The 20,313-nt window shown below is 48.2% G+C and carries 23 protein-coding genes and 1 pseudogene; all 24 read left to right on the top strand.

Annotated features, from left to right (window positions below):
• Nucleotides 1-113 precede the first annotated feature (113 nt).
• The 24 genes and pseudogenes from IPL71_RS05665 (at nt 114) to IPL71_RS05550 (ending at nt 20,304) form a co-directional block, all read left to right on the top strand.
• Nucleotides 114-848 (top strand): DUF8692 domain-containing protein, encoded by a 735-nt coding sequence (locus IPL71_RS05665; RefSeq protein ID WP_345319675.1) that lies wholly within the window; start codon nt 114-116, stop codon nt 846-848.
• Entirely contained in the window at nt 845-1,102 is a 258-nt protein-coding gene (locus IPL71_RS05660; RefSeq protein ID WP_345319673.1) for a cytochrome b5 domain-containing protein, read from the top strand. The genes IPL71_RS05665 and IPL71_RS05660 overlap by 4 nt, the downstream gene beginning before the upstream one ends.
• A gap of 7 nt (nt 1,103-1,109) precedes the next feature.
• Complete coding sequence (locus IPL71_RS05655) at nt 1,110-2,834, top strand: glycoside hydrolase family 13 protein (RefSeq protein WP_345319671.1); 1,725 nt, start codon at nt 1,110-1,112, stop codon at nt 2,832-2,834.
• A 296-nt stretch (nt 2,835-3,130) separates the two neighbouring features.
• A complete protein-coding gene (locus IPL71_RS05650; protein WP_345319669.1) occupies nt 3,131-3,673 on the top strand; it encodes a ribonuclease FAU-1 family protein in 543 nt (180 codons plus the stop codon).
• Between the two features lie 396 nt (nt 3,674-4,069).
• The gene (locus IPL71_RS05645) at nt 4,070-4,429 is read left to right on the top strand and encodes a hypothetical protein (RefSeq protein WP_345319667.1); all 360 of its coding nucleotides are present in this window, start codon (nt 4,070-4,072) and stop codon (nt 4,427-4,429) included.
• Nucleotides 4,416-5,423 carry a CBS domain-containing protein gene (locus tag IPL71_RS05640; protein ID WP_345319665.1) on the top strand — a complete coding sequence of 336 codons (1,008 nt, stop codon included), beginning with the start codon at nt 4,416-4,418 and terminating at the stop codon, nt 5,421-5,423. Before IPL71_RS05645 ends, IPL71_RS05640 begins: the two co-directional genes overlap by 14 nt.
• A gap of 4 nt (nt 5,424-5,427) precedes the next feature.
• Entirely contained in the window at nt 5,428-5,775 is a 348-nt protein-coding gene (locus IPL71_RS05635; RefSeq protein WP_345319663.1) for a DRTGG domain-containing protein, read from the top strand.
• Nucleotides 5,772-6,533, top strand: a complete 762-nt coding sequence (locus IPL71_RS05630) for a PHP domain-containing protein (protein ID WP_345319661.1) — start codon at nt 5,772-5,774, stop codon at nt 6,531-6,533. Before IPL71_RS05635 ends, IPL71_RS05630 begins: the two co-directional genes overlap by 4 nt.
• Before the next feature lie 88 nt (nt 6,534-6,621).
• The gene (locus IPL71_RS05625; RefSeq protein ID WP_345319659.1) at nt 6,622-7,128 is read left to right on the top strand and encodes an NADH-quinone oxidoreductase subunit NuoE family protein; all 507 of its coding nucleotides are present in this window, start codon (nt 6,622-6,624) and stop codon (nt 7,126-7,128) included.
• 2 nt (nt 7,129-7,130) lie between these two features.
• Nucleotides 7,131-7,700, top strand: coding sequence for an ATP-binding protein (locus tag IPL71_RS05620; protein ID WP_345319656.1), 570 nt, complete (start codon nt 7,131-7,133; stop codon nt 7,698-7,700).
• Between the two features lie 12 nt (nt 7,701-7,712).
• A complete protein-coding gene (locus IPL71_RS05615; RefSeq protein WP_345319652.1) occupies nt 7,713-8,081 on the top strand; it encodes a (2Fe-2S) ferredoxin domain-containing protein in 369 nt (122 codons plus the stop codon).
• Nucleotides 8,082-8,106: 25 nt separating this feature from the next.
• A pseudogene (locus IPL71_RS05610) lies at nt 8,107-9,892 on the top strand (NADH-ubiquinone oxidoreductase-F iron-sulfur binding region domain-containing protein).
• Nucleotides 9,893-10,007: 115 nt separating this feature from the next.
• Complete coding sequence (locus tag IPL71_RS05605; RefSeq protein WP_345319650.1) at nt 10,008-10,505, top strand: NADH-quinone oxidoreductase subunit NuoE family protein; 498 nt, start codon at nt 10,008-10,010, stop codon at nt 10,503-10,505.
• Nucleotides 10,506-10,514: 9 nt separating this feature from the next.
• Nucleotides 10,515-11,879, top strand: coding sequence for an NADP oxidoreductase (locus IPL71_RS05600; protein WP_345319648.1), 1,365 nt, complete (start codon nt 10,515-10,517; stop codon nt 11,877-11,879).
• A complete protein-coding gene (locus tag IPL71_RS05595) occupies nt 11,812-12,162 on the top strand; it encodes an NADH-ubiquinone oxidoreductase-F iron-sulfur binding region domain-containing protein (protein WP_345319646.1) in 351 nt (116 codons plus the stop codon). The genes IPL71_RS05600 and IPL71_RS05595 overlap by 68 nt, the downstream gene beginning before the upstream one ends.
• Nucleotides 12,163-12,228: 66 nt before the next feature.
• A complete protein-coding gene (locus tag IPL71_RS05590) occupies nt 12,229-14,130 on the top strand; it encodes a molybdopterin-dependent oxidoreductase (RefSeq protein ID WP_345319644.1) in 1,902 nt (633 codons plus the stop codon).
• A gap of 104 nt (nt 14,131-14,234) precedes the next feature.
• Nucleotides 14,235-14,777 (top strand): NADH-quinone oxidoreductase subunit B family protein, encoded by a 543-nt coding sequence (locus tag IPL71_RS05585; protein WP_345319642.1) that lies wholly within the window; start codon nt 14,235-14,237, stop codon nt 14,775-14,777.
• A gap of 84 nt (nt 14,778-14,861) precedes the next feature.
• The gene (locus IPL71_RS05580; RefSeq protein WP_345319640.1) at nt 14,862-16,289 is read left to right on the top strand and encodes a Ni/Fe hydrogenase subunit alpha; all 1,428 of its coding nucleotides are present in this window, start codon (nt 14,862-14,864) and stop codon (nt 16,287-16,289) included.
• 12 nt (nt 16,290-16,301) lie between these two features.
• Complete coding sequence (locus IPL71_RS05575; protein ID WP_345319639.1) at nt 16,302-16,847, top strand: hypothetical protein; 546 nt, start codon at nt 16,302-16,304, stop codon at nt 16,845-16,847.
• A 140-nt stretch (nt 16,848-16,987) separates the two neighbouring features.
• Complete coding sequence (locus IPL71_RS05570; RefSeq protein ID WP_345319637.1) at nt 16,988-17,434, top strand: CBS domain-containing protein; 447 nt, start codon at nt 16,988-16,990, stop codon at nt 17,432-17,434.
• A gap of 48 nt (nt 17,435-17,482) precedes the next feature.
• Nucleotides 17,483-17,845, top strand: coding sequence for a hypothetical protein (locus IPL71_RS05565; RefSeq protein WP_345319635.1), 363 nt, complete (start codon nt 17,483-17,485; stop codon nt 17,843-17,845).
• Between the two features lie 43 nt (nt 17,846-17,888).
• On the top strand, nt 17,889-19,157 hold the full coding sequence (locus tag IPL71_RS05560) for a M23 family metallopeptidase (RefSeq protein WP_345319633.1): 1,269 nt from the start codon (nt 17,889-17,891) through the stop codon (nt 19,155-19,157).
• 41 nt (nt 19,158-19,198) lie between these two features.
• Nucleotides 19,199-19,576: a hypothetical protein gene (locus IPL71_RS05555; RefSeq protein WP_345319631.1), complete on the top strand. Its 378-nt coding sequence runs from the start codon at nt 19,199-19,201 to the stop codon at nt 19,574-19,576.
• A complete protein-coding gene (locus tag IPL71_RS05550; protein WP_345319629.1) occupies nt 19,510-20,304 on the top strand; it encodes a LasA N-terminal domain-containing protein in 795 nt (264 codons plus the stop codon). Before IPL71_RS05555 ends, IPL71_RS05550 begins: the two co-directional genes overlap by 67 nt.
• Nucleotides 20,305-20,313 lie beyond the last annotated feature (9 nt).

Below are 20,313 nucleotides of genomic sequence, written 5' to 3'. Positions count from 1 at the left end.
CCCATCACAAGAGAAGTCTTTATGAAATCAATCTATGTAAATGGGCAAAAAAAGGTAATATCAGCTACACTGAAATGCCCATCAAACTTACACTGAAATTAAAGGAATAATAAATGTCAAACTCCACACCTGTCGTCAAGATCAACCCTACAAAGGTATTGATCGTTCTGGGCGGTATGATCGTTCTCCTTGTTGCGTTCAGCATTTGGGGTCAATACTTGAGATTCAATCCGGGGGCGTTTGATATCAACGGACCCATCGACGAGTTTATGATCGACTTGCTCATGCGCGCCTTTTATGTTGACCTTGAAGCCAACGTCCCAACCTACTTCAACACGATCATCCTTTTTATCCCCGCCCTGCTAATGGGAATTATTGCCGCGTGGAAGTATTCGATAAAGGATAAGTTCAAATTTCAGTGGATCGGACTGTCGCTCATCTTCTTATATCTATCCATGGATGAAGCCGCCGTCCTGCATGAACGCTTGATCAAACCTGTGCGCGCCATGCTGAATATTTACGAAGGCTGGTTCTACTTTGCATGGATCATCCCCGGCATGATCGCTGTTGCGCTCTTCGGCCTGGCTTACATCACCTTCTTTCTGCACCTCAACACAAAATTCAAGTTGTTATTTTTTGCTTCCCTTGCCATCTACATCGGCGGCATCATTGGCGGAGAACTGGTCAGCGGGCATTTCGCACAAGCCACCGGCCTCAACAATTTCAGATACGCCATGTTCACCAGTCTTGAAGAATCGCTGGAGTATATTGGCTGCTCCCTTTTGATCTACTCCCTGCTGACCTACATAAAAGAGTACCTGCCCGAAGGAATTACAATTTCCGCATGAACATACCTGATAAAATTATTTCAATGCTAGAAGTAAAACGCAACACGGGCGAACGCGGCACCCGCATGTGGATCGCGCACGCAGGGATCGTCTACGATGTAACTGACTGCCCCAAGTGGCGCACCGGTATGCATGAATTCCTGCACTTCCCCGGTCAGGATCTTACCGGTGAACTTTCTGACGCTCCGCATAAAAACGAAGTCTTCACACACGACTGTATCAAGATCATTGGAAAACTAGAATCTCAAAATTGAGGAAAAAATGTCAAATTTAAAATGGTGGCAAACTGCTGTTTTCTATCAGATATATCCGCGTTCCTTTGCCGATGGCAACGGTGATGGTATCGGAGATTTCAAAGGCATCACTGAAAAATTAAACTACATTGCCGCCCTCGGCGTGGATGCCCTCTGGCTTTCTCCACACTTTCCCTCGCCCAATTGGGATTGCGGCTACGATATTTCGGATTACTGCAACGTTGCGCCGGAATACGGCACAATGGAAGATTTCAAAGTCTTTTTGGATGAATCTCACAAACGAAATATCCGCGTCATTCTGGACCTGGTACTGAATCACACATCCGATGAGCATTCGTGGTTCGTTGAGTCAAGATCCAGCCGCGATAATCCCAAAGCAGATTGGTACGTCTGGGCTGATACTCCCCCGAACAACTGGCAATCCTGTTTCGATGGCGAAGCGTGGACTTACGTCCCCGAACGCAATCAATACTATTATCACTACTTCATGAAGCAACAGCCGGATCTAAACTGGCATAATCCAGAAGTTAAAAAAGCCATGTGGGACGCAGCCCGTTTCTGGCTTGATCTCGGCGTGGATGGTTTCCGGCTCGATGCGCTGGGCACTATTTTTGAAGATCTCAATCTCACACCACACACCGTCCCCATGACACTGGCTGAATTGCGCCGCTTCTCAGATCTTGCCAAAACTCCTGAAGAGCTGGAGCTCAAAGATAAATACTGGCATGATATGTTCAAGAACCAGTGGGGACAGTTGGGCGTTCACGACCTGATGAAGGAATTACGCGCGATCCTCGATGAATATGAAGGCGACCGTATGCTGGTCGGCGAAGACGACAATATCGACTATATGGGCAGCGGCAATGATGAACTTCATCTTGTTTTCAACTTCCCATTGATGCGCACAGAAAAGATCACACCAGACCATGTACGCGAAAACCAGACAGAGCGATTAAAACAACTGGATGCATTGTCTGCTAAAAAAGGCTGGCCGTGTAATACGCTCGGAAATCACGACTGCTCACGCATCTACACCCGATACGGCAATAAACTTTATCACGCTGAGCTGGCACGCCTGCACGCCGCTTTGGTGTTGACCATGAAAGGCACCGCTTTCCTTTATAACGGTGAAGAGATCGGCATGACCGACCACATGCTGACCGATATTTCACAGGTCAAAGACACCATGGGAAGTTGGTATTACCACGCCATCGTGACTGACATGGGCGTTCATCCCGATGAAGCCATGGCGCGTACCGCCGAAATGACACGCGACAAGAACCGCACCCCCATGCAATGGACAAGTCACCCCAATGCAGGCTTCTCTCCGATGGAGGTGTCCACCTGGCTTCCTGTCAACCCAAACTATAAAAATGGAATCAACGTCAGGGATCAGGAGCAAAACCCAAGCTCCCTTCTGCATTATTACAAACATCTTCTGCGCGTACGTACATCATCTTCCGCGCTCAAAGAGGGAGAATATATCCCATTACACACCGAGCAAAAAGATTATTTTGCATTTGTGCGCCAAGCAGATAAACAATCAGTGCTGGTAATTTTAAATTTTTCAAACAACCACCTTGAATTAAATTTCTCCACGACAAAAGAAGTGGGCGGCTCAAACTTGAAAATCTTATTCTCCAGCGCCGAAAGACGTATAGAGGAGATTTCATCCACTCTTAAACTCAACCCCTTTGAAGTATTTATCGCAGAAGTGGTCCATTCAAAGTAAATCATGGCAAAAGCAGAAAGCGCCGCAAAAGTTCACAAAAAATTCGTCACCCTTTGCGGGCGAATCTTCCGTGAAACTGACCCTGCTTATTTTCCGCGTGCTCAATATCGAGGCAGGACAATTTTTCTTTGCACAGAGTCCTGTCTCGGCGCATTTCTGGCAGACCCCGATGTTTTCTACAAAGTCCACCGCAATTCAGAGAAAAGTAAAGGCCGGCCATAAATGAGAAAAACAGATTTTGGAACGAAGGCGAAACCATACTCCTGCGCGGCGTATATGATGGTCGTCCAGTTTATATGCAATCAGCGCGGGTCATCAAAGACACTGCTGAAGAGACCGCCCTGCTCGTCTGGCCGGGTGCGGAATGCATGGTTCCCGATGGTTACATCCATCATGCGCATGATGCATCCAAATGGGATCGCTGGCAGGAAACAATGACCAACACAATACGGCTGGAAAAGTTCATCTGGCACACCAATCGTTTCCTGATCCTGCTGGAACCGGAAAAATTCTATTCAACAATATATATCTGGAATGCAGCCTCTGATGAATTCGTATCTTATTACATTAATTTTCAACTTCCCATTCAACGCACCCGCCTGGGATTCGATACTCTTGACCTTGATCTGGATATGGTGATCGAAGATTCACACGCCTGGCAATGGAAGGACATGAATGAATATGAGCGCGGAATCCACACAGGTGGAATACAGCCAGACTGGGTAAAAAATATTGAACAGGCTCAACAGGAAGTATTCATCTGCATAAAAGAGCGCGTTTATTTGCTGGATGCATCCTGGTTAAATTGGCGTCCTGACCCAGCCTGGGATTTACCGTGATTACCTGAAAACTGGGATCAAACCGCTTAACCCTCCTTACAAAAAAATCAGATTGCAGACTTCAATCCGCTTCTTACTTAAAAATAGACAAGCTGTTCAAAAAGCATATGGTAAGTAATTAATATCAACGCAACCATCGCTGAAAATTTACACTGTACACAAGAACTTGAAAAAATAAAAAAGAAACTCCCTGCATATTGCAAAGATTACAAAACAAAATAGACCGCCTGCTCAAGGCAGTATTTTCTGTTATACTTAATTGTGAAAATTATCACTATGTAAAGGACAATCATCCCTGCAAAGTATGAAGAATGAAACTTACCTAAATAGACAAACTAAAGAATAATTAGCACATCAAAAAATCTTAATAATGGTTATAAAAGGAAATCTCAGGTTATGAACTTAAGAGAAATTATAAAATTAGCAAATGGCGTTCTACTCACACCAGATGTGGAGACCAACATACAGATCAGTGGCGGCTATGGTGCAGACCTAATGAGCGATGTACTGGCCGCCAGCCAACCAGGCGCAATTTTACTGACCGGCCTCACCAACCCGCAAGTAGTACGCACGGCAGAAATGGCTGAATTCCGCGCGATCATCTTCGTACGCGGAAAACAACCACAGGCTGAAACCCTGTTAATCGCAGCGCAGGAAAATATTCCATTGATTACCAGCCCACTGGGAATGTTTGAATTAAGTGGCCGTCTCCATCAAGCAGGCCTGCCGAGTTTTGAATCCAATGTGCCCAACTAGAACACCCACCCGTCAGGAAACCCACGGCAGACAAGGCCGCTCGATCACAGATCACGATGCGAATGAGATTAACCGCGTCGAGGAGCTTTCGTATGATCTAAAGATCCAGGAAGTGATGACGGTAAAACTACAGACCGTCAGCCCGGAGATGCCGCTCTCCAAAGTGTTGGAGATACTGCGCATACACCGCATATCAGGTGTGCCAGTGATAGAGGATGGTCAACTCATTGGCATTCTCAGCCTGGAAGATATCGTCCGCGCCATGGAAAAGAACGAACTCTCGGCTACTGTCAGCCAATACATGACCCAAAAACTTATCACAGTTTCAAGTCACGACTCCATAGTGAGAGCCATCCAAACATTTACAGAAAGCAGACTGGGACGACTGCCTGTTATCAATGAAGATAACAAACTGGTGGGCATGATCACCAAAGGGGATATCACCCGGGGAATTCTGACCGCCCTGCAAAAAGATTACAAAGAAGAGGAAGTGCGCAAGTACAGAGCCAGTCATCTCTTTGAAGATATTATCTCCGACCGCACTACACTCGTACTACGTTACAACATCAAAGCGCACGATTTCACACGCGGCGGCAATGCATCCAGCCATATCAAACGCGCACTCTTAAGACTCGGCGCAGACCCGCAAATTGCACGGCGCTGCGGAATTGCAGTGTACGAAGCAGAAATGAATCTCATCATCCACACCACCAACGGCGGCATTCTCAAACTCGAAGTTGAGTCACACCGCATCACCATGTCCACCACTGATGATGGCCCCGGAATTGCAGACATCGCACAGGTCCTTCAACCCGGATATTCAACCGCCACAGAGCAAGTACGCGAGATGGGATTTGGCGCCGGCATGGGATTGGTCAATATTAAACGCTGTGTCGACAAAATGGAAATCGAATCCACTGTAGGCAAAGGCACAAAACTTGTAATGCGGATTCACATACCCACTGAAAACTTTAACGGACGCAAGGATGGATAACCCAATGAACCTTCAAGAAATCATAAACCGCCTCAACCTCACCGTTCTAACTGATCCCCGCGATTTTACATCAATCCAGCCTGACGGCGGCTACACCTCAGACTTGTTATCGTGTGTCATGGCCGGCGCAAAAAACAACTATCTCTGGATCACACTGCAAGCCCATCTCAACATCGTCGCCGTAGCCGCACTGCTGGATGTCGCCGCCATCATCATCACCGAAAACGCACAGCCTGACTCTGCCACAATTTCAAAAGCCAACGAACAGGGTATCGTTTTACTTTCAACCCCCAAACCAACCTATGAAATTGACGGCAAACTTTGGGAAATGGGCATTCACATTCAGAAATGAAAAAATTTCGTGCCGACCTGCACGTACATACCGTTCTTTCCCCTTGCGCAGAGGTGGAAATGATTCCGCCCCTGATCGTGCAAACAGCGCTTGAACTTAACATTGACCTGATCGCCATCACAGACCACAACGCCAGCACAAATGTAAGCGCCGTGCAAAAAGCCGCCGCTGGCAGCAAGCTCAAAGTCTTTCCCGGCATGGAAGTACAAACCTGCGAAGATGTCCATTTGCTGTGTTTGTTTGAAAATATAAACGAGCTTGAACAGTGGCAGAACGCAGTAGATAAATCCCTGCCAGACACTTTGAACCGTGCAGAATTCTTTGGCGAACAATATATCGTCGACGAACAGGGTGAATACATCCGCACAGAACCGCGCATGTTGCTCACTTCCACTCGTTTTTCAATTGAAGATGTATTTGCGCAAGTCAACACATTAGGCGGATTGGTCATCCCGGCACACGTAAATCGGACAACCTACGGGCTCTTCCCCACCCTCGGCCTGCTATCTGACCAATGGCCGATTCTTGCCTTTGAAATTTCCCGCCACATCACCCCAGAAAAAGCCCGCGCAAATTTCCCTGCCATTGGGAGGTATCCACTGATCCAAAGCGGAGATGTTCATCGATTGGATGAATTTATCGGCACAACTATTTTCAAACTAGAAGAACCAACAATGGATGAAATCCGTATGGCGCTGAAAAACGAGGGTGACAGGGATGTTTTCATTGAAAATATGCCTGACAAGTTACACCCATAAGAACATGACATTGGTCATTGACGAATCTAAACAGCCAGATTAAACTGAATTGTGAAAAATATCACAAATTTTATCAAAGGTATCCAAGATGACAAGACTGCAACAGGAAATTCCAACCAACGACCCACTTAATATCGCAGAGCAAAAAGCAATCATTAATAACGCAATTGCCAACAATAAAGACCGGCCAGGCGCCGTGATGTTGGTGCTCAATGAAGTACAGGGCAAGATCGGACACGTCTCCACACCCATGCAAGCCTATATTGCCCGCAAATTAAAAATCCCAATGGGGCAGGTTCATGGCGTAGTGACTTTCTATTCCTTTTTCAAGACCCAGCCGCGCGGAAAACACACCATCAAGTTTTGTTTGGGAACCGCCTGTTATGTAGCTGGTGTTTCCCAATTAATTGAAAAAGCAAAACAAACGCTCAATATTGACATGGGGCATACCACTCCAGATGGACAGATCACGCTTGAGGAATGCCGTTGTGTGGGCGCCTGTAGTCAGGCGCCTGTGGTTGTCGTGGACGAGGAAATCCACGGGCATCTGCGCCCCAATAAATTTCCGCAGATCCTTAAAAAAGTACAAAGCTGATCATGAGAGAGATCTCACTGCACCTGCTTGATATTGCTGAAAACAGTGTGGCTGCTCAAAGCCACAGGGTTTGCATTGAGGTGCATGAAAATCTACAAAGTGATCTGCTAACAGCCAGTGTGACAGACGATGGGCGCGGCATGAACGAGGAAACAGCCAAACAGGTGCTGGATCCGTTTTACACCACGCGCACAACTCGCAAAGTGGGACTTGGGATTCCACTCTTGAAGCTGGCAGCAGAAATGGCTGAAGGTGGATTAAGCCTGGTCACAGAATCAGGTAAAGGCACAAAAGTCGAAGCGGTTTTTCGTCACAGTCACATTGATCGAATGCCGCTCGGCGATCTGGCTGTCACATTTTTAACATTGCTGGTTTCCTATCCGCATATTCATTGGGTCTTTATTTATCAAATAACAGACCGGGATGGGCAAAACACTAATTTCAATTTTGATGATGTTGAGCTAAAAGAAGCCCTGGGCGATATGTCCATGACTGAGCCTGACATACTGAGGTTTGTGCGCGGCATATTTGAAGAAGGCATTCAATCGCTTGCGTATCAAACAGTTAACTAAAAAGGAGAAACCATGCCCGCAATTAAATCACTCGAAGAATTAAAACGCGTGCGCGAAGAAGCGCTGCACAAAAAACAAATGAAAGCCGCCGCCGGAAATGTGCAGGTGATCGTGGCGATGGGCACTTGTGGAATCGCCGCAGGTGCGCGGGATACGATGAAAAGTGTATTGAATTTTATTGAAAAAAATAACTTAAGTGGCGTCACCGTGACTCAAACCGGCTGCATGGGTATGTGCGAACAGGAGCCCATCCTTCAAGTTGTGATCGGCGAAGGCGCCAAAGTTGTGTACGGCAAAGTGAATACGGAAATTGCCGAGCAAATCATGAAGCAGCACGTGCAAAATGGAACCCCTGTAAAGGATTACGTTTTACCGATCTAAATATCATTGAGAGTTGGAGTTTATTATGGCGTTTTATCGTTCGCATGTATTGGTATGTGTTGACCCGGAGTGCCTTGCAAAGGGCGCTCATGAAATTGTTGACGCATTACAGGATGAATTTGTAGCACAGGGCTTGATAGATGAAATTCAAGTGCTCGAAACTTCACGCATTGGCGGCTGTGCAAACGGTCCTGAGATCATGGTGTACCCGGAGGGTATTCATTATCACGGCATGACTGCTGATGATATCCCTTTTTTGGTTGAGGAACATTTTCTAAAAGGCCGTGTCGTTGAGCGTTTTCGTGAAGTGGTTAAGCCTGTTGTTGATGAAGAACTCGGGCCCTTGCGCCCGAAGGAAGTGCGGGTTGTCTTACGCAATTGCGGTCAGATCGATCCAAATAATATTGAAGACTATCTTGCAATAGATGGATATCAGGCGCTTGGCAAGGCCTTGTTTGAAATGACGCCTGAGAAAGTAATTGAAGAAGTTTTAAGTTCCGGCTTACGCGGACGCGGCGGCGCGGGCTTTCCAGCAGGCAGAAAATGGGGGCTCACCCGTCAGGTAAATGACAACCCGAAATACATGGTCTGCAATGCGGACGAAGGCGACCCCGGCGCATTTATGAATCGCCGTGTGCTGGAAGGCGATCCGCATGCAGTGATCGAAGGCATGATCATTGGCGCGTACGCCATCGGTGCAAGTTATGGGTATATCTATTGCCGCGCTGAATATCCTGTTGCAGTGGAAACTCTCAATATTGCGATCAAGCAGGCGCGTGAGTTCGGCTTCCTTGGCAATAATATTCTCGGCACTGATTTTAACTTTGATCTTGAAGTGCGTGTTGGCGCGGGCGCATTTGTTTGCGGTGAAGAGACAGCCTTGATGGCTTCGATCATGGGCAAGCGCGGTGAACCAAGTCCGCGCCCGCCATTCCCCTTCTGTAAAAGGTGTATGGGGCAAACCAACCAATAATAATAATGTTGAAACATATTCCAACGTGCCGCAAATTATCTCAAAGGGCGCAGCCTGGTATTCAAGCATGGGCACAGAACGCTCCAAAGGGACAAAAACTTTTGCCGTCGGCGGGAATGTGGTCAAGCCGGGCTTGATGGAAGTGCCGATGGGGATTACGCTGCGCGAAATTATTTTTGAAGTGGCCGGCGGAATCAAGGACGGCAAAAAATATAAAGCGGTACAAACCGGCGGCCCAATGGGCGGATGTCTCACTGAAGAACATCTTGATCTACCGCTTGATTACGAAGCGCTGAGTCAGGCTGGTTCGATGATGGGTTCCGGTGGTCTGGTGGTGATGGATGAAAATTCCTGCATGGTGGATATCGCCCGCTTCTTCATGGACTTTACACAAGCTGAATCCTGCGGAAAATGTACACCCTGCCGGGTTGGCACACGCCGCATTCTTGAACTGTTGCAAAAAATTTGTGATGGCCTCGGCGAAGACGGCGACATCGAAAAACTTGAAAACCTGTGCCATGAAGTTTCGCGCAATAGTTTATGTGGGCTGGGTCAGGGTGCGCCCAATCCGGTATTCAGTACGCTTAAACATTTCCGCCATGAGTATGAAGCGCACATTTATGAGAAACGCTGTCCGGCTAAAGTCTGCCGTTCGCTGATCCGCTACGAAATACAAGCGCCAGCCTGCACAGGTTGTATGGTCTGCGCGAGGAATTGTCCGGTGGAAGCCATTAGCGGTGAACGACGTCAAACGCATCATATCGATGCTGAAACCTGCATCCGCTGCGGAATCTGCATGCAAGTCTGTAACTTTAACGCCATCACCGTGGAATCATAGGTTTGCCATTTGTGATTTGCAGCAAGCACAATAATGATGTTTGACCCTTAGCCAAACCGCCGGGAATGGCTACACTTGAAAAACAGAATCAAAAGAATGTTTGATCGGAGGAAGTATGGTCGCTCCAACAATTGATCGTGAAATTACCGCAGTCGTTCAAGCGGCAATTGAAAAGCACGGCAAAAATTATGATGCACTGATACCGATTCTCAGCGAGATCAATCATGTATATGGATACATTCCCGGTAAAGCTTTTCATGAAGTGCGTCAACAGCTTCACGATCCGCTCAACCAGATTTTTGTCTCTGAAGGTCAGTTGTATTCTCTGGCGAGTTTCTACGACATGCTCTCCACCAAACCACGCGGAGAACATGTGATCAAATTTTGCGAAAACGCCCCCTGCCATGTCGTTGGCGGAAAAGCAGTTTGGGATGCGCTCAAGGAAAGACTTAATTTAAAAAATGGAGAAACCACACCCGATGCAAAATGGACGCTCGTCACCACATCCTGTTTGGGTCTGTGTAGTGTAGGGCCTGTGCTCTTAATTGACGATGATATGTACGGCAACGTCACACCAGAGCAAATCCCTGACATTCTGGGACGTTATGAATAGGAGCCGATGATGATGAAAACAAAACGTGCCATGATCCTGGTTTCCAATGACCCTGAAAGCATCCGCCTTGGAGCGAATGAACTCATCCATAATTTAAATGAGGCACTGGCAACCTACAACCTGCAGGACGAAGTGGATGTTTCCACGATTTCCGATATCAACTATTCAAATGTCCTGCCATTGGTCATCGTCTACCCTGAGGCCACTGTCTATGGGCCTGTCAAAGCGGCAGATGCAAGGTATCTCGTCGAAGAGCAGTTATACAAAGGACGTGTGGTCACCAGCCTGCTGGCTCCCCCAAAACAATTGACCGGTCAGATCGGCTCATTGCGCACACATAAAGGATACAACCCTGCAGAACAACGCATTGTGCTGGAACGCGCAGGCCGCATCGACCCTGACAATATTGAAGAATTTATTGCCGCCAATGGCTATGAAGCGCTTGGAAAAGTATTGACCGAGATGACCCCGGACGGAGTCATTGATATTATCGAACACTCCGGCTTGCAAGGACGCGGCGGCGCGGGCTTCCCTGCCGGACGTAAATGGCGATTTGTTCGGGCAGCCAAAAGCAAGGAAAAATATATCGTCTGTAACGCAGATGAAAGTGAGCCCGGAACGTTCAAGGATCGCATTGTGCTGGAAGGTGATCCACATCTCATCATCGAAGCCATGGCGATTGCCGGGTATGCGCTTGGTGCGGGAGAAGGATACATTTACATTCGTGGTGAATATGGACTTGCTTTTCGCCGCCTTGAAAAAGCCATCCTCCAGGCAAAGGAATTTGGTTTCCTTGGCAAGAATATCTTTGGAACAGACTTCAACTTCAATATTCATGTTCATGCGGGTGCGGGCGCATACGTTTGCGGAGAAGAAACCGCGCTTCTTGAATCTCTTGAAGGCAAACGCGGAGAGCCACGCTCAAGACCGCCCTACCCCGTTACAAACGGATTATGGAACAAACCAACTTTAATTAATAATGTAGAGACGCTCGCGAACATTCCTCCGATCTTAAGACATGGAGCAGAATGGTACAGATCTTTTGGCACCCCCTCCAGCCCGGGCACAAAAGTTTATACGATCATGGGCAATATCAACTTCAGCGGCGTGATCGAAGTGCCCATGGGCATCACTTTGCGCGAAGTAATCAATATTTACGCCAAAGGTATGAAGCCGGGTAGTACCCTTAAGCTTGCGCAAACGGGCGGAAGCAGCGGCTCTGTTATTCCTGCTGCATTACAAGACACGCCAATGGATTTTGAATCCTTCCGCAAGGCGGGCGTATCGCTCGGCTCCAGGCGCATTGTTGATTTGCGACCAGAACACCTGCATTGTAGACCTGGTCAAAGTTCTCCTGCAATTCTTCCGCTTTGAATCATGCGGCAAATGCACACCGTGCCGCGTTGGCTCACAACGCGCCTATGAGATCGTTGAACGCATCTCACAAGGTCAGGGCAGGCTGGAGGAACTGGATCAACTGCTGGACGTGGCCGGTGAAATGGAACGCGCTTCAAACTGCGGGCTTGGACAAACAGCTGCAACCCCGATCCGCGATATGCTTAAATATTTCCGTACAGAAGTGGAAGCCCATATTCGTCTAAGGGTCTGCCAGACAGGAGTATGTGAGTTAACGGAAGAGATCGAAAAAGTAGCATAAAAAAATATTTATCTCCTAATGAGTTTGAACACTGAAAAATTAGAAAGCGAAAGTACAGAGGATCTTATGGTGCAAATAACGATAAATGGAAAACAGATCGAAACTCCCGAAGGCACAACGGTTTTGCGTGCCGCAGAATCAGCTGGAATTTACATCCCCAGATTGTGTGATCATAAAGAATTGATTCCTTATGGCGGATGCCGTTTATGCATTGTGGAAGTGAATGGATGGCGTGTCCCCATGGCATCCTGTACGCTGTCTGTAAGCAACGGCATGGTGGTGAACACTGAAACGGAAGCGATCAAGAAATCGCGTGAATTTATCCTCTCGATGCTCTTCAGTGAACGCAACCATTTCTGCCCCTTCTGTCAGGTGAGCGGCGGCGATTGTGAATTACAGAATGCCGCCTACCGCGAAGAAATGACCTCATGGCCCATTCAACCGGGCTGGAGCAACTTCACGGTGGATACCTCACACCCGTATTTTATTCTTGATAATAACCGCTGTATCCTGTGCCGTCGCTGCGTACGTGCCTGCGGCGAACTGGTAGGTAACTTTACCCTTTCAGTAGCGGAACGCGGCGCGGCCAGCTTGATCGTGGCCGATACAGATGTTCCATTAGGCGAAAGCACCTGCATCAAATGCGGTACCTGCGTTCAGGTCTGTCCGACCGGCGCATTGATCGATAGAGTCAGTGTTTATCAAGGACACGATAAAGACCTGACAGAGATCAAATCGGTCTGTGTAGGATGCTCAGTGGGATGTTCAATGAACATCCTTGTACGCGACAACCGCATCGTGCGGATCGAAGGAGATTGGGAAGGCAAAGTTAATAGTGGATTGCTCTGCGAGCACGGACGATATGACCCTCTCACCGAAGCACGCCAACGCATCACCACTCCTCAAATACGCAAAAATGGCAAGCTCGAACCTGTCACATGGGAAGAAGCTCTGCGCACTGTCTCCGATAAGTTAAGTCCACTGGCCGGTGACAAAAACGGTGTGGCGGCAATTGCATCCACCCGTTTAACAGTCGAAGCGCTGTCTATGTTCAAAGAATTATTCTCCGACAGGTTCAACAGCAATATGGTCACCAGTATCGAAGAAGGTGTTCCCACAGCGGCAGCCACCCGCTTTGCAGAAAAAAATGGCGCTTTTGAAGGCAAGCTGGATATCTTAAGGACTGCTGATACCGTTTTGTGCATTGGCGCAAATATCAATCGCAGTCACATGGTCGCCGGATTCTTATTCAAGCGCAATATGCCAAAAGGCACGCACCTGATCACTATCGACCCCGATATTAGTGAATTGGACGACATGGCAAATATTGCACTTAAAACCAAAGCCGGTTCAGATCTCGCGCTCATTAAAGGATTACAGGCGATCATTGTCAAAGAAGGTCTGGGACGTGTTTCTCTGATCCTTCCCAACGCAGACGCGCTTATCGAACAAGCCGTCCAAACTTCGGGAATCTCACACGAAGAGCTTGCCCAAACAGCGCAAATGCTGGCACATTCCATCTCGCCTGTCATCCTGTTCGGTAAAGGCATTACCGCCCAACGCAATGAAAGTCTCATCGAAGAATTACATCGGCTGGCAGTATTGGTTGGCGCAGTGGACAATGAACGATTTGGACTGCTCTCAATGAAGGGAGAAGCGAACAGTCTGGCAGCCACCCTGCTCGGTTTGGATGAGACATTCAAGCTAAATGGACATCAAGCCGTATACATTGCTCTGGGTGATGATTATGCTTCCAAGTCACTCGTAGAGCGGACATCCAAAGCGCCTTATCTGGTGGTTCAGGCTTGTTATGAATCCAAACTAACCGAACAAGCAGATGTCATCCTGCCTGTCACCATTTGGTCTGAACAGGAAGGTCACTACATCAATCTGGATGGACGGACACAACAGGCGAAAAAGCCCTTCTCCCCACGAAGGTGTATACGACAATACGACCGTATTCAGTGAAATTGCCGCGCGTGCAAACATGACACTCAAAGCAGAATGGCAAACAGCCATTCTGGAACGCAAGTCAAGCGTGTCATTAAATTAATGGTGAAAGAGAGTATCTTATGAACAAACCTAAAATTGCTTCTGATTGGATGTGCGGTTGTGCAGGATGTCATATGTCCCTGCTTGATATGGACGAGCGCATTTTGAAAATTGTTGAACTGGCAGACCTGCGTTCCTCCCCCATCACTGACTTAAAAGAACCCGATGAAAGCGGAGTAGATGTTGGCGTACTGGAAGGCGGCATTAATAACAGCGCCAACGAAGAAGTTGCGCGCAAGATGCGCAGCCGTGCAAAAATTCTGGTGGCGCTGGGTGACTGTGCTGTTTTTGGCGGCGTACCCGCCATGCGTAATTTCTGCGGCGTTGAAGCTGCACTTCAACGCGCTTATGTCGACGCGGAGAGTAACGAACCCGGCAGCGAAATCCCCAATGACCCTGAGTTGGCAACCATGACCAAAACACGCGCCATTCATGAGGTTGTACCAGTGGACTACAATGTCCCTGGCTGCCCGCCCGATGCAGATGTCATCTTTTACGTACTCTCCGAGCTGGCGCAAGGACGAAAACCTGAGTTGAAGAATAACTTATTGCACTGGGATTAAAAATTTAGAAAATAATAAAAATAGATACAGAATGTTTTTTATTCATCACTTCACATTCTGCATTCAAAATTACTGGAGATCATTATGACTGCACAAAAAATAACAATTGAACCGGTTACCCGTATTGAAGGTCACGCAAAAGTCACCATTCACATGAAGGAAGACAACACCGTTGACCATGCCTATATGCACGTCAACGAATTTCGTGGGTTTGAAAAATTCTGCGAAGGCCGCCTGTATTTTGAAATGCCGCAAATCACTGCGCGCATTTGCGGAATTTGCCCGGTAAGCCATCATCTTGCTGCAGCGAAAGCGGGCGACGCGATCACAGGGCAAACCCCGCCGCGCCCCGCCAACCTTCTGCGCGAACTCATGCACATGGGGCAGATCATCCAAAGCCACGGAATGCACTTCTTTGAACTCGCAGGTCCTGATCTATTACTCGGCTTCGACGCCGCGCCAGAAATACGCAGTGTGGTCGGCTTGATCGGCGCAAACCCTGAATTAACCATCAAGGCTGTCAATCTGCGCAAATTCGGTCAGGAGATTATCAAAACCCTCGGCGGAAGACGCCTTCATCCTGTTTTTGCTGTGCCGGGCGGAGTCAACAAAGCCCTGACCAAAGCAGAACGCGATAACATCCTAACCGGCGCAGATGCAGCAATTGAAACCCTCCAGCTTGGTTTGAAGATCATGAAAGACTGGGCTGAAAAGAACATGGAAGATATTAAAAAATTCGCCGTGTTCCCAACAGGATACTTCGGATTAACCACCCCCGAAAACGGACTGGAACTGTACAATGGAGACATTAGGTTGATCGACAGTCAAGGCGTCGAAATGGAACGCTTCCAGGCTGCAAATTATCTGGATTACATTCAGGAACACGTTGAACCGTGGTCGTATCTGAAATTTCCTTTTTATAAAAAGATGGGATATCCCGGCGGAGTATATCGTGTCGGTCCGCTCGGACGCTTGAATCTTGCCCAAAAAATTGACACGCCGCTGGCAAATGAAGAACTTAAAATCTTTAAGAGCCTGAACAGTGGCAAACCCGTGGAAAATACCCTATACTATCATTACGCCCGCCTGATAGAAGCCCTATTTGCCGTTGAACGCGCGTGCATGTTATGCGAAGACCCTGATATTCTCAGCACAGAAATTCTCAACACCCGCAAAAACTATACCGGCCACGGCGTTGGCGTTCTTGAAGCCCCTCGTGGAACCCTCATCCACGATTACACAGCTGACGAAAACGGCAAACTGCTCAAAGTAAATTTGATCGTTTCCACAGGCCACAACAACTGGGCAATGAGCAACGCAGTTGACAGTGTGGCAAAGACGTACGTCAAAGGACCGCAGATCCACGAAGGAATGTTAAATCGCGTCGAAGCAGCCATCCGCGCCTATGATCCGTGTCTGTCCTGTTCCACTCACGCCGTTGGACAAATGCCTATTCAAGTGGAAGTGTTAAATCCCGATGGCTCTCTCCGCCAAACTCTAACTCGGGATTAATAGGAGTTACTCTTGAAGCGTACCCTGCTGATCGGCTACGGAAATCCAGATCGTGAAGATGACGGCGTGGCCTGGCACATCCTGCGCGCATTAAGCGTCAAACTGGGATTGCCCGCTCCCGACTCTTATGAAGATGATTTTACGCAAACCGCACAAATGGATTTCGCCTTTTACCTGCAATTGACTCCGGAAATTGCAGAGGAAATTGCCGCCTATGAATACGTCTGCTTTGTAGATGCGCACACCGGCAGCATTCCCGAACCTGTACGCCTGATCGGTGTTGACGCAGATTTTCAACGCTCGCCATTTACACATCACCTTACACCACAATCGCTTATTTCCATTTGCGAAACCATCTATAACAAAAAGCCGGACGCAGCCCTGCTTTCTGTACGTGGATACCGTTTTCTTTTCACGCGCCAACTTTCTCAAGAAACCGCCGAACTTGTCCCCCAAGCCGTTGAACGAATATGGGAATGGCTGCATCTCAAAAATATCCTGGGGCAACCGGCGGAACAAACCAACTCCTTTGCAGGTTTTAATCCATATAACAATTAAAACTTTATATAGAACCCGGCAAGCCCTGCCTGCCCCACAAAGGTTTCCGGGCACATCACAACAGATGTAAAAATTAAATCGGCACGAAGTGAGGTTGTTCCTCACATACAAATTATATAAACCCAAAGGAGAATAATCACATGACCACTGTTCGTAAACTTCTTGAAGAGAAAGAATCGGAGAAAAATTTTTCTGTCACCTCCACCGACACCGTCCTGCAAGCCCTTAAAATAATGGCCGAAGCGCACATCGGCGCCATCCTGGTGACCGAAAGCGGAAAGATCGTCGGCATTTATACCGAACGTGACTATCTTTACAAAGGCGAGATCGAAGGCCGCCTTGCAAAAGACACGCTGGTCAAAGATGTGATGATCTCAAAAATGATGACCGTCACAAAAGACACAACAGTTGAACAATGTATGGGACTGATGAAGCAATACAACGTACGTCATTTACCCGTCGTGGAAAATGAACACCTTGTCGGCCTCGTCTCCATGCGCGATGTCATGTTTGCGGCACTTGAAAACAGGGAAAGCGAGATCCGCGGGCTGGAGAATTACATCATGGGTTCAGGCTTTCAATCGTAATTTTTTTCAAATACCTAAAACTACGAGAGGCATGGATTTCAAAAGTCCATGCCTCTTACTTTCTTTTCACTCATGCGCACACGCTTTTTTCTCTCCACTGGTAAAATCGCCCACATGTCTGTTCAAAAAAATACACGGCCAACTTCTCTGATCCTGCTTTCCTGTTTGCTCATCACAGCCCTGCTTGCTTCCTGCGCACCTGCCACGGTTACGCCGGTCATATTCCCTACCTACGATCCATTCCTGCCCATTCCGCAAGACACCCTATTGGACAGCCCGTTGGCACAAACACCAGCTCGCCGCTGCCGCCAACTGCAACACGCGAAGCAACCCCTACACGCATCCATTAACAGTCTCTCCACCAGCACCAGGCGGCAATCTGCAAGCCGTAAGTTCACCTACACCAGATGAACAACGCATCCTGCCAACTCCCAGACAAGATACAGACCAATATGTGGTGCAGCCCGGTGATATTCTTGGAAATATTGCCCAACGCTACGGCATCAGCCTTGAAACATTAATGGAAGCCAACAATATTACAGATCCAAATTTAATTGATGTGGATATGGTATTAAATGTCCCTGCACCAAACCCGGGGGATGCAGGCACGCCCTTCAAGGTGATTCCCGATTCTGAACTGGTGTATGGCCCAGCTGCCATCTATTTTGATATTGACGATTTTATCCAAAGCCAGAATGGCTACCTCGCCAACTATACACAGGATGTAAACGGCGTTTTATTGTCTGGCCATGAAATCGTCTGGATCGTCGCCCGTAATTACTCAGTTAATCCACGCCTGTTACTGGCGCTGCTTGAATATCAAAGCGGCTGGGTAACCAATCCTCAACCATTCAACACCTCCTATCCAATGGGACTGGCCGACGAATACCACTATGGCTTATATCGTCAACTAACATGGGCCGCAGACAACTTAAATCAAGGCTACTATCTCTGGAAAGCCAATGCCATCTCAACCTGGGTCGTAAATGACGGCACTGTGGTTCCAGTTGACCCAACCATTAATGCCGGAACTGCGGCACTGCAATATTTCTTCGCCCAGCTTGACGACCGTCCAACATGGGAACAGGATGTCAGCGGCACAGGACTACTCCTCACTTACTATGTCTTTTTTGGCAACCCTTTTAATTACGCCATCGAGCCGTTGATCTCCCCATCTGTCACACAGCCGATCATGAATCTTCCTTTCAGCGCCGGCGAAGCATGGTATTTCACCGGCGGCCCGCATGGCGGCTGGGACTCAGGGTCAGCATGGGCAGCTCTGGACTTCGCCCCGCCCGGCGACAATGGAAGCTGTTTCGCAAGTCCACTATGGGTCACGGCCGTCGCCGACGGGCTGGTTACACGTGCATCCAATGGCGCCCTGATACAAGACCTCGATAACGATGGTTACGAACAAACAGGCTGGGTCGTTTTATACATGCATATCGCTGAAGAAGACCGCATCGAACCCGGTGAATATCTTTTTGCTGGCGAACACATCGGGCATGCTTCCTGTGAAGGCGGCGTATCCAACGCCACACATGTTCACCTCGCCCGAAAATACAATGGCGAATGGATCGCAGCAGACGGCCCAATGCCCTTCAATCTCGACGGCTGGATATCAAGCGGGAACGGCGCCGAGTATGATGGATTCCTCACACGCGGCAATGTAACCATTGAAGCCTGGGATAGCGCGAATGAGTTTAATCAGATCATGCGCTAATTCATCTTAACTTAATCAAGACAGATATAATTCAATTAATCATGTATCGCATCTTCGCAATTCTCATCTCCCTTTCTTTGACTTTATCAGCCTGCGGATCTTCACCTTCGATCTGGGGAATTCCACAAACCCCTACAGCAGACCTCCTGAACTCAAACACGATTCCTTTCGACCCGTTTGCTGTTCAAGACAACCCGATCATTTTCCCCACCTCAACCACTCCGCCGCTGATCGAAACAGAGGCAGCCTACACCCCACACCCACCCCCGATGGAGCTTCCCCGCTTATCGAGGCCACACTCACACCATCATATGATTCTGCTCCATTCCTCTATTACGCCCAAAGCGGAGACATGCTATCAGCTCTGGCAACCCGTTTCGGCGTGGAAGAATCGGAAATCACGTCAGATGCTGATCTGACCAAAACAACACTCATAGACCCCGGCACTTTACTCGTGATTCCCAACCGCATCAACGAAATCATGACACCCAACGTCCAGATCATGCCTGATGCCGAGATCATTTTCTCCTTTACCGCCGCCGACTTTGACGTCAATGAATATGTGCAAAACGCAAATGGACATCTCAGTAACTTCAAAGACTATCTGGGTTCCACAGGCTGGATCAATGGAGACGATGCCATTAAACGCCTTGCATTTGAAAACTCGATCAATCCGCGTTTGATCCTTGGCATCCTTGAATTTGAAAGCCGCTGGGTGCGCGGTGAACCTGTAGATACTCTCCACATTGATTATCCAATGGGATTCAATGACTATCACTACAAAGGCATGTCAGTTCAATTGGTGTGGGCCATCAACAATTTAGCCATTGCATATTACGGCTGGCGCGCAGGTACACTGACCCATCTCGATTTCCCCGATGGAAGCACCATGCGCATTGACCCGCGATTAAATGCAGGCACTGTTGCCATTCAATATTTATTTTCACGTACCCACAGCCAGTCGCAATGGGAACAGATCATCAATCCGGAGTCGGGTTTTCCGGCCATGTACACAGAAATGTTCGGCGACCCATGGGCACGCGCAGACGCGGTCAACCCGATCTTTCCCGCCGCGCTCAATCAACCAACCCTTGTCCTGCCTTTTGAAATCAATGTTGAATGGAATTTAACTCGGCGGACCTCATAACGCCTGGGG

The organism is Candidatus Villigracilis proximus (genome assembly GCF_016717045.1).
GTDB lineage: Bacteria > Chloroflexota > Anaerolineae > Anaerolineales > Villigracilaceae > Villigracilis > Villigracilis proximus.
The sequence above is the reverse complement of the archived record's forward strand: the minus strand, read 5'-3'. Positions and strand labels throughout refer to the sequence as shown.

Coding starts and splice junctions, on each gene's coding strand:
- IPL71_RS05665 (WP_345319675.1), top strand. CDS start 114: ATGTCAAACTCCACACCTGTCGTCAAGATCAACCCTACAAAGGTATTG.
- IPL71_RS05660 (WP_345319673.1), top strand. CDS start 845: ATGAACATACCTGATAAAATTATTTCAATGCTAGAAGTAAAACGCAAC.
- IPL71_RS05655 (WP_345319671.1), top strand. CDS start 1,110: ATGTCAAATTTAAAATGGTGGCAAACTGCTGTTTTCTATCAGATATAT.
- IPL71_RS05650 (WP_345319669.1), top strand. CDS start 3,131: ATGCAATCAGCGCGGGTCATCAAAGACACTGCTGAAGAGACCGCCCTG.
- IPL71_RS05645 (WP_345319667.1), top strand. CDS start 4,070: ATGAACTTAAGAGAAATTATAAAATTAGCAAATGGCGTTCTACTCACA.
- IPL71_RS05640 (WP_345319665.1), top strand. CDS start 4,416: ATGTGCCCAACTAGAACACCCACCCGTCAGGAAACCCACGGCAGACAA.
- IPL71_RS05635 (WP_345319663.1), top strand. CDS start 5,428: ATGAACCTTCAAGAAATCATAAACCGCCTCAACCTCACCGTTCTAACT.
- IPL71_RS05630 (WP_345319661.1), top strand. CDS start 5,772: ATGAAAAAATTTCGTGCCGACCTGCACGTACATACCGTTCTTTCCCCT.
- IPL71_RS05625 (WP_345319659.1), top strand. CDS start 6,622: ATGACAAGACTGCAACAGGAAATTCCAACCAACGACCCACTTAATATC.
- IPL71_RS05620 (WP_345319656.1), top strand. CDS start 7,131: ATGAGAGAGATCTCACTGCACCTGCTTGATATTGCTGAAAACAGTGTG.
- IPL71_RS05615 (WP_345319652.1), top strand. CDS start 7,713: ATGCCCGCAATTAAATCACTCGAAGAATTAAAACGCGTGCGCGAAGAA.
- IPL71_RS05605 (WP_345319650.1), top strand. CDS start 10,008: ATGGTCGCTCCAACAATTGATCGTGAAATTACCGCAGTCGTTCAAGCG.
- IPL71_RS05600 (WP_345319648.1), top strand. CDS start 10,515: ATGATGAAAACAAAACGTGCCATGATCCTGGTTTCCAATGACCCTGAA.
- IPL71_RS05590 (WP_345319644.1), top strand. CDS start 12,229: ATGGTGCAAATAACGATAAATGGAAAACAGATCGAAACTCCCGAAGGC.
- IPL71_RS05585 (WP_345319642.1), top strand. CDS start 14,235: ATGAACAAACCTAAAATTGCTTCTGATTGGATGTGCGGTTGTGCAGGA.
- IPL71_RS05580 (WP_345319640.1), top strand. CDS start 14,862: ATGACTGCACAAAAAATAACAATTGAACCGGTTACCCGTATTGAAGGT.
- IPL71_RS05570 (WP_345319637.1), top strand. CDS start 16,988: ATGACCACTGTTCGTAAACTTCTTGAAGAGAAAGAATCGGAGAAAAAT.
- IPL71_RS05565 (WP_345319635.1), top strand. CDS start 17,483: ATGCCTCTTACTTTCTTTTCACTCATGCGCACACGCTTTTTTCTCTCC.
- IPL71_RS05555 (WP_345319631.1), top strand. CDS start 19,199: ATGTATCGCATCTTCGCAATTCTCATCTCCCTTTCTTTGACTTTATCA.
- IPL71_RS05550 (WP_345319629.1), top strand. CDS start 19,510: ATGCTATCAGCTCTGGCAACCCGTTTCGGCGTGGAAGAATCGGAAATC.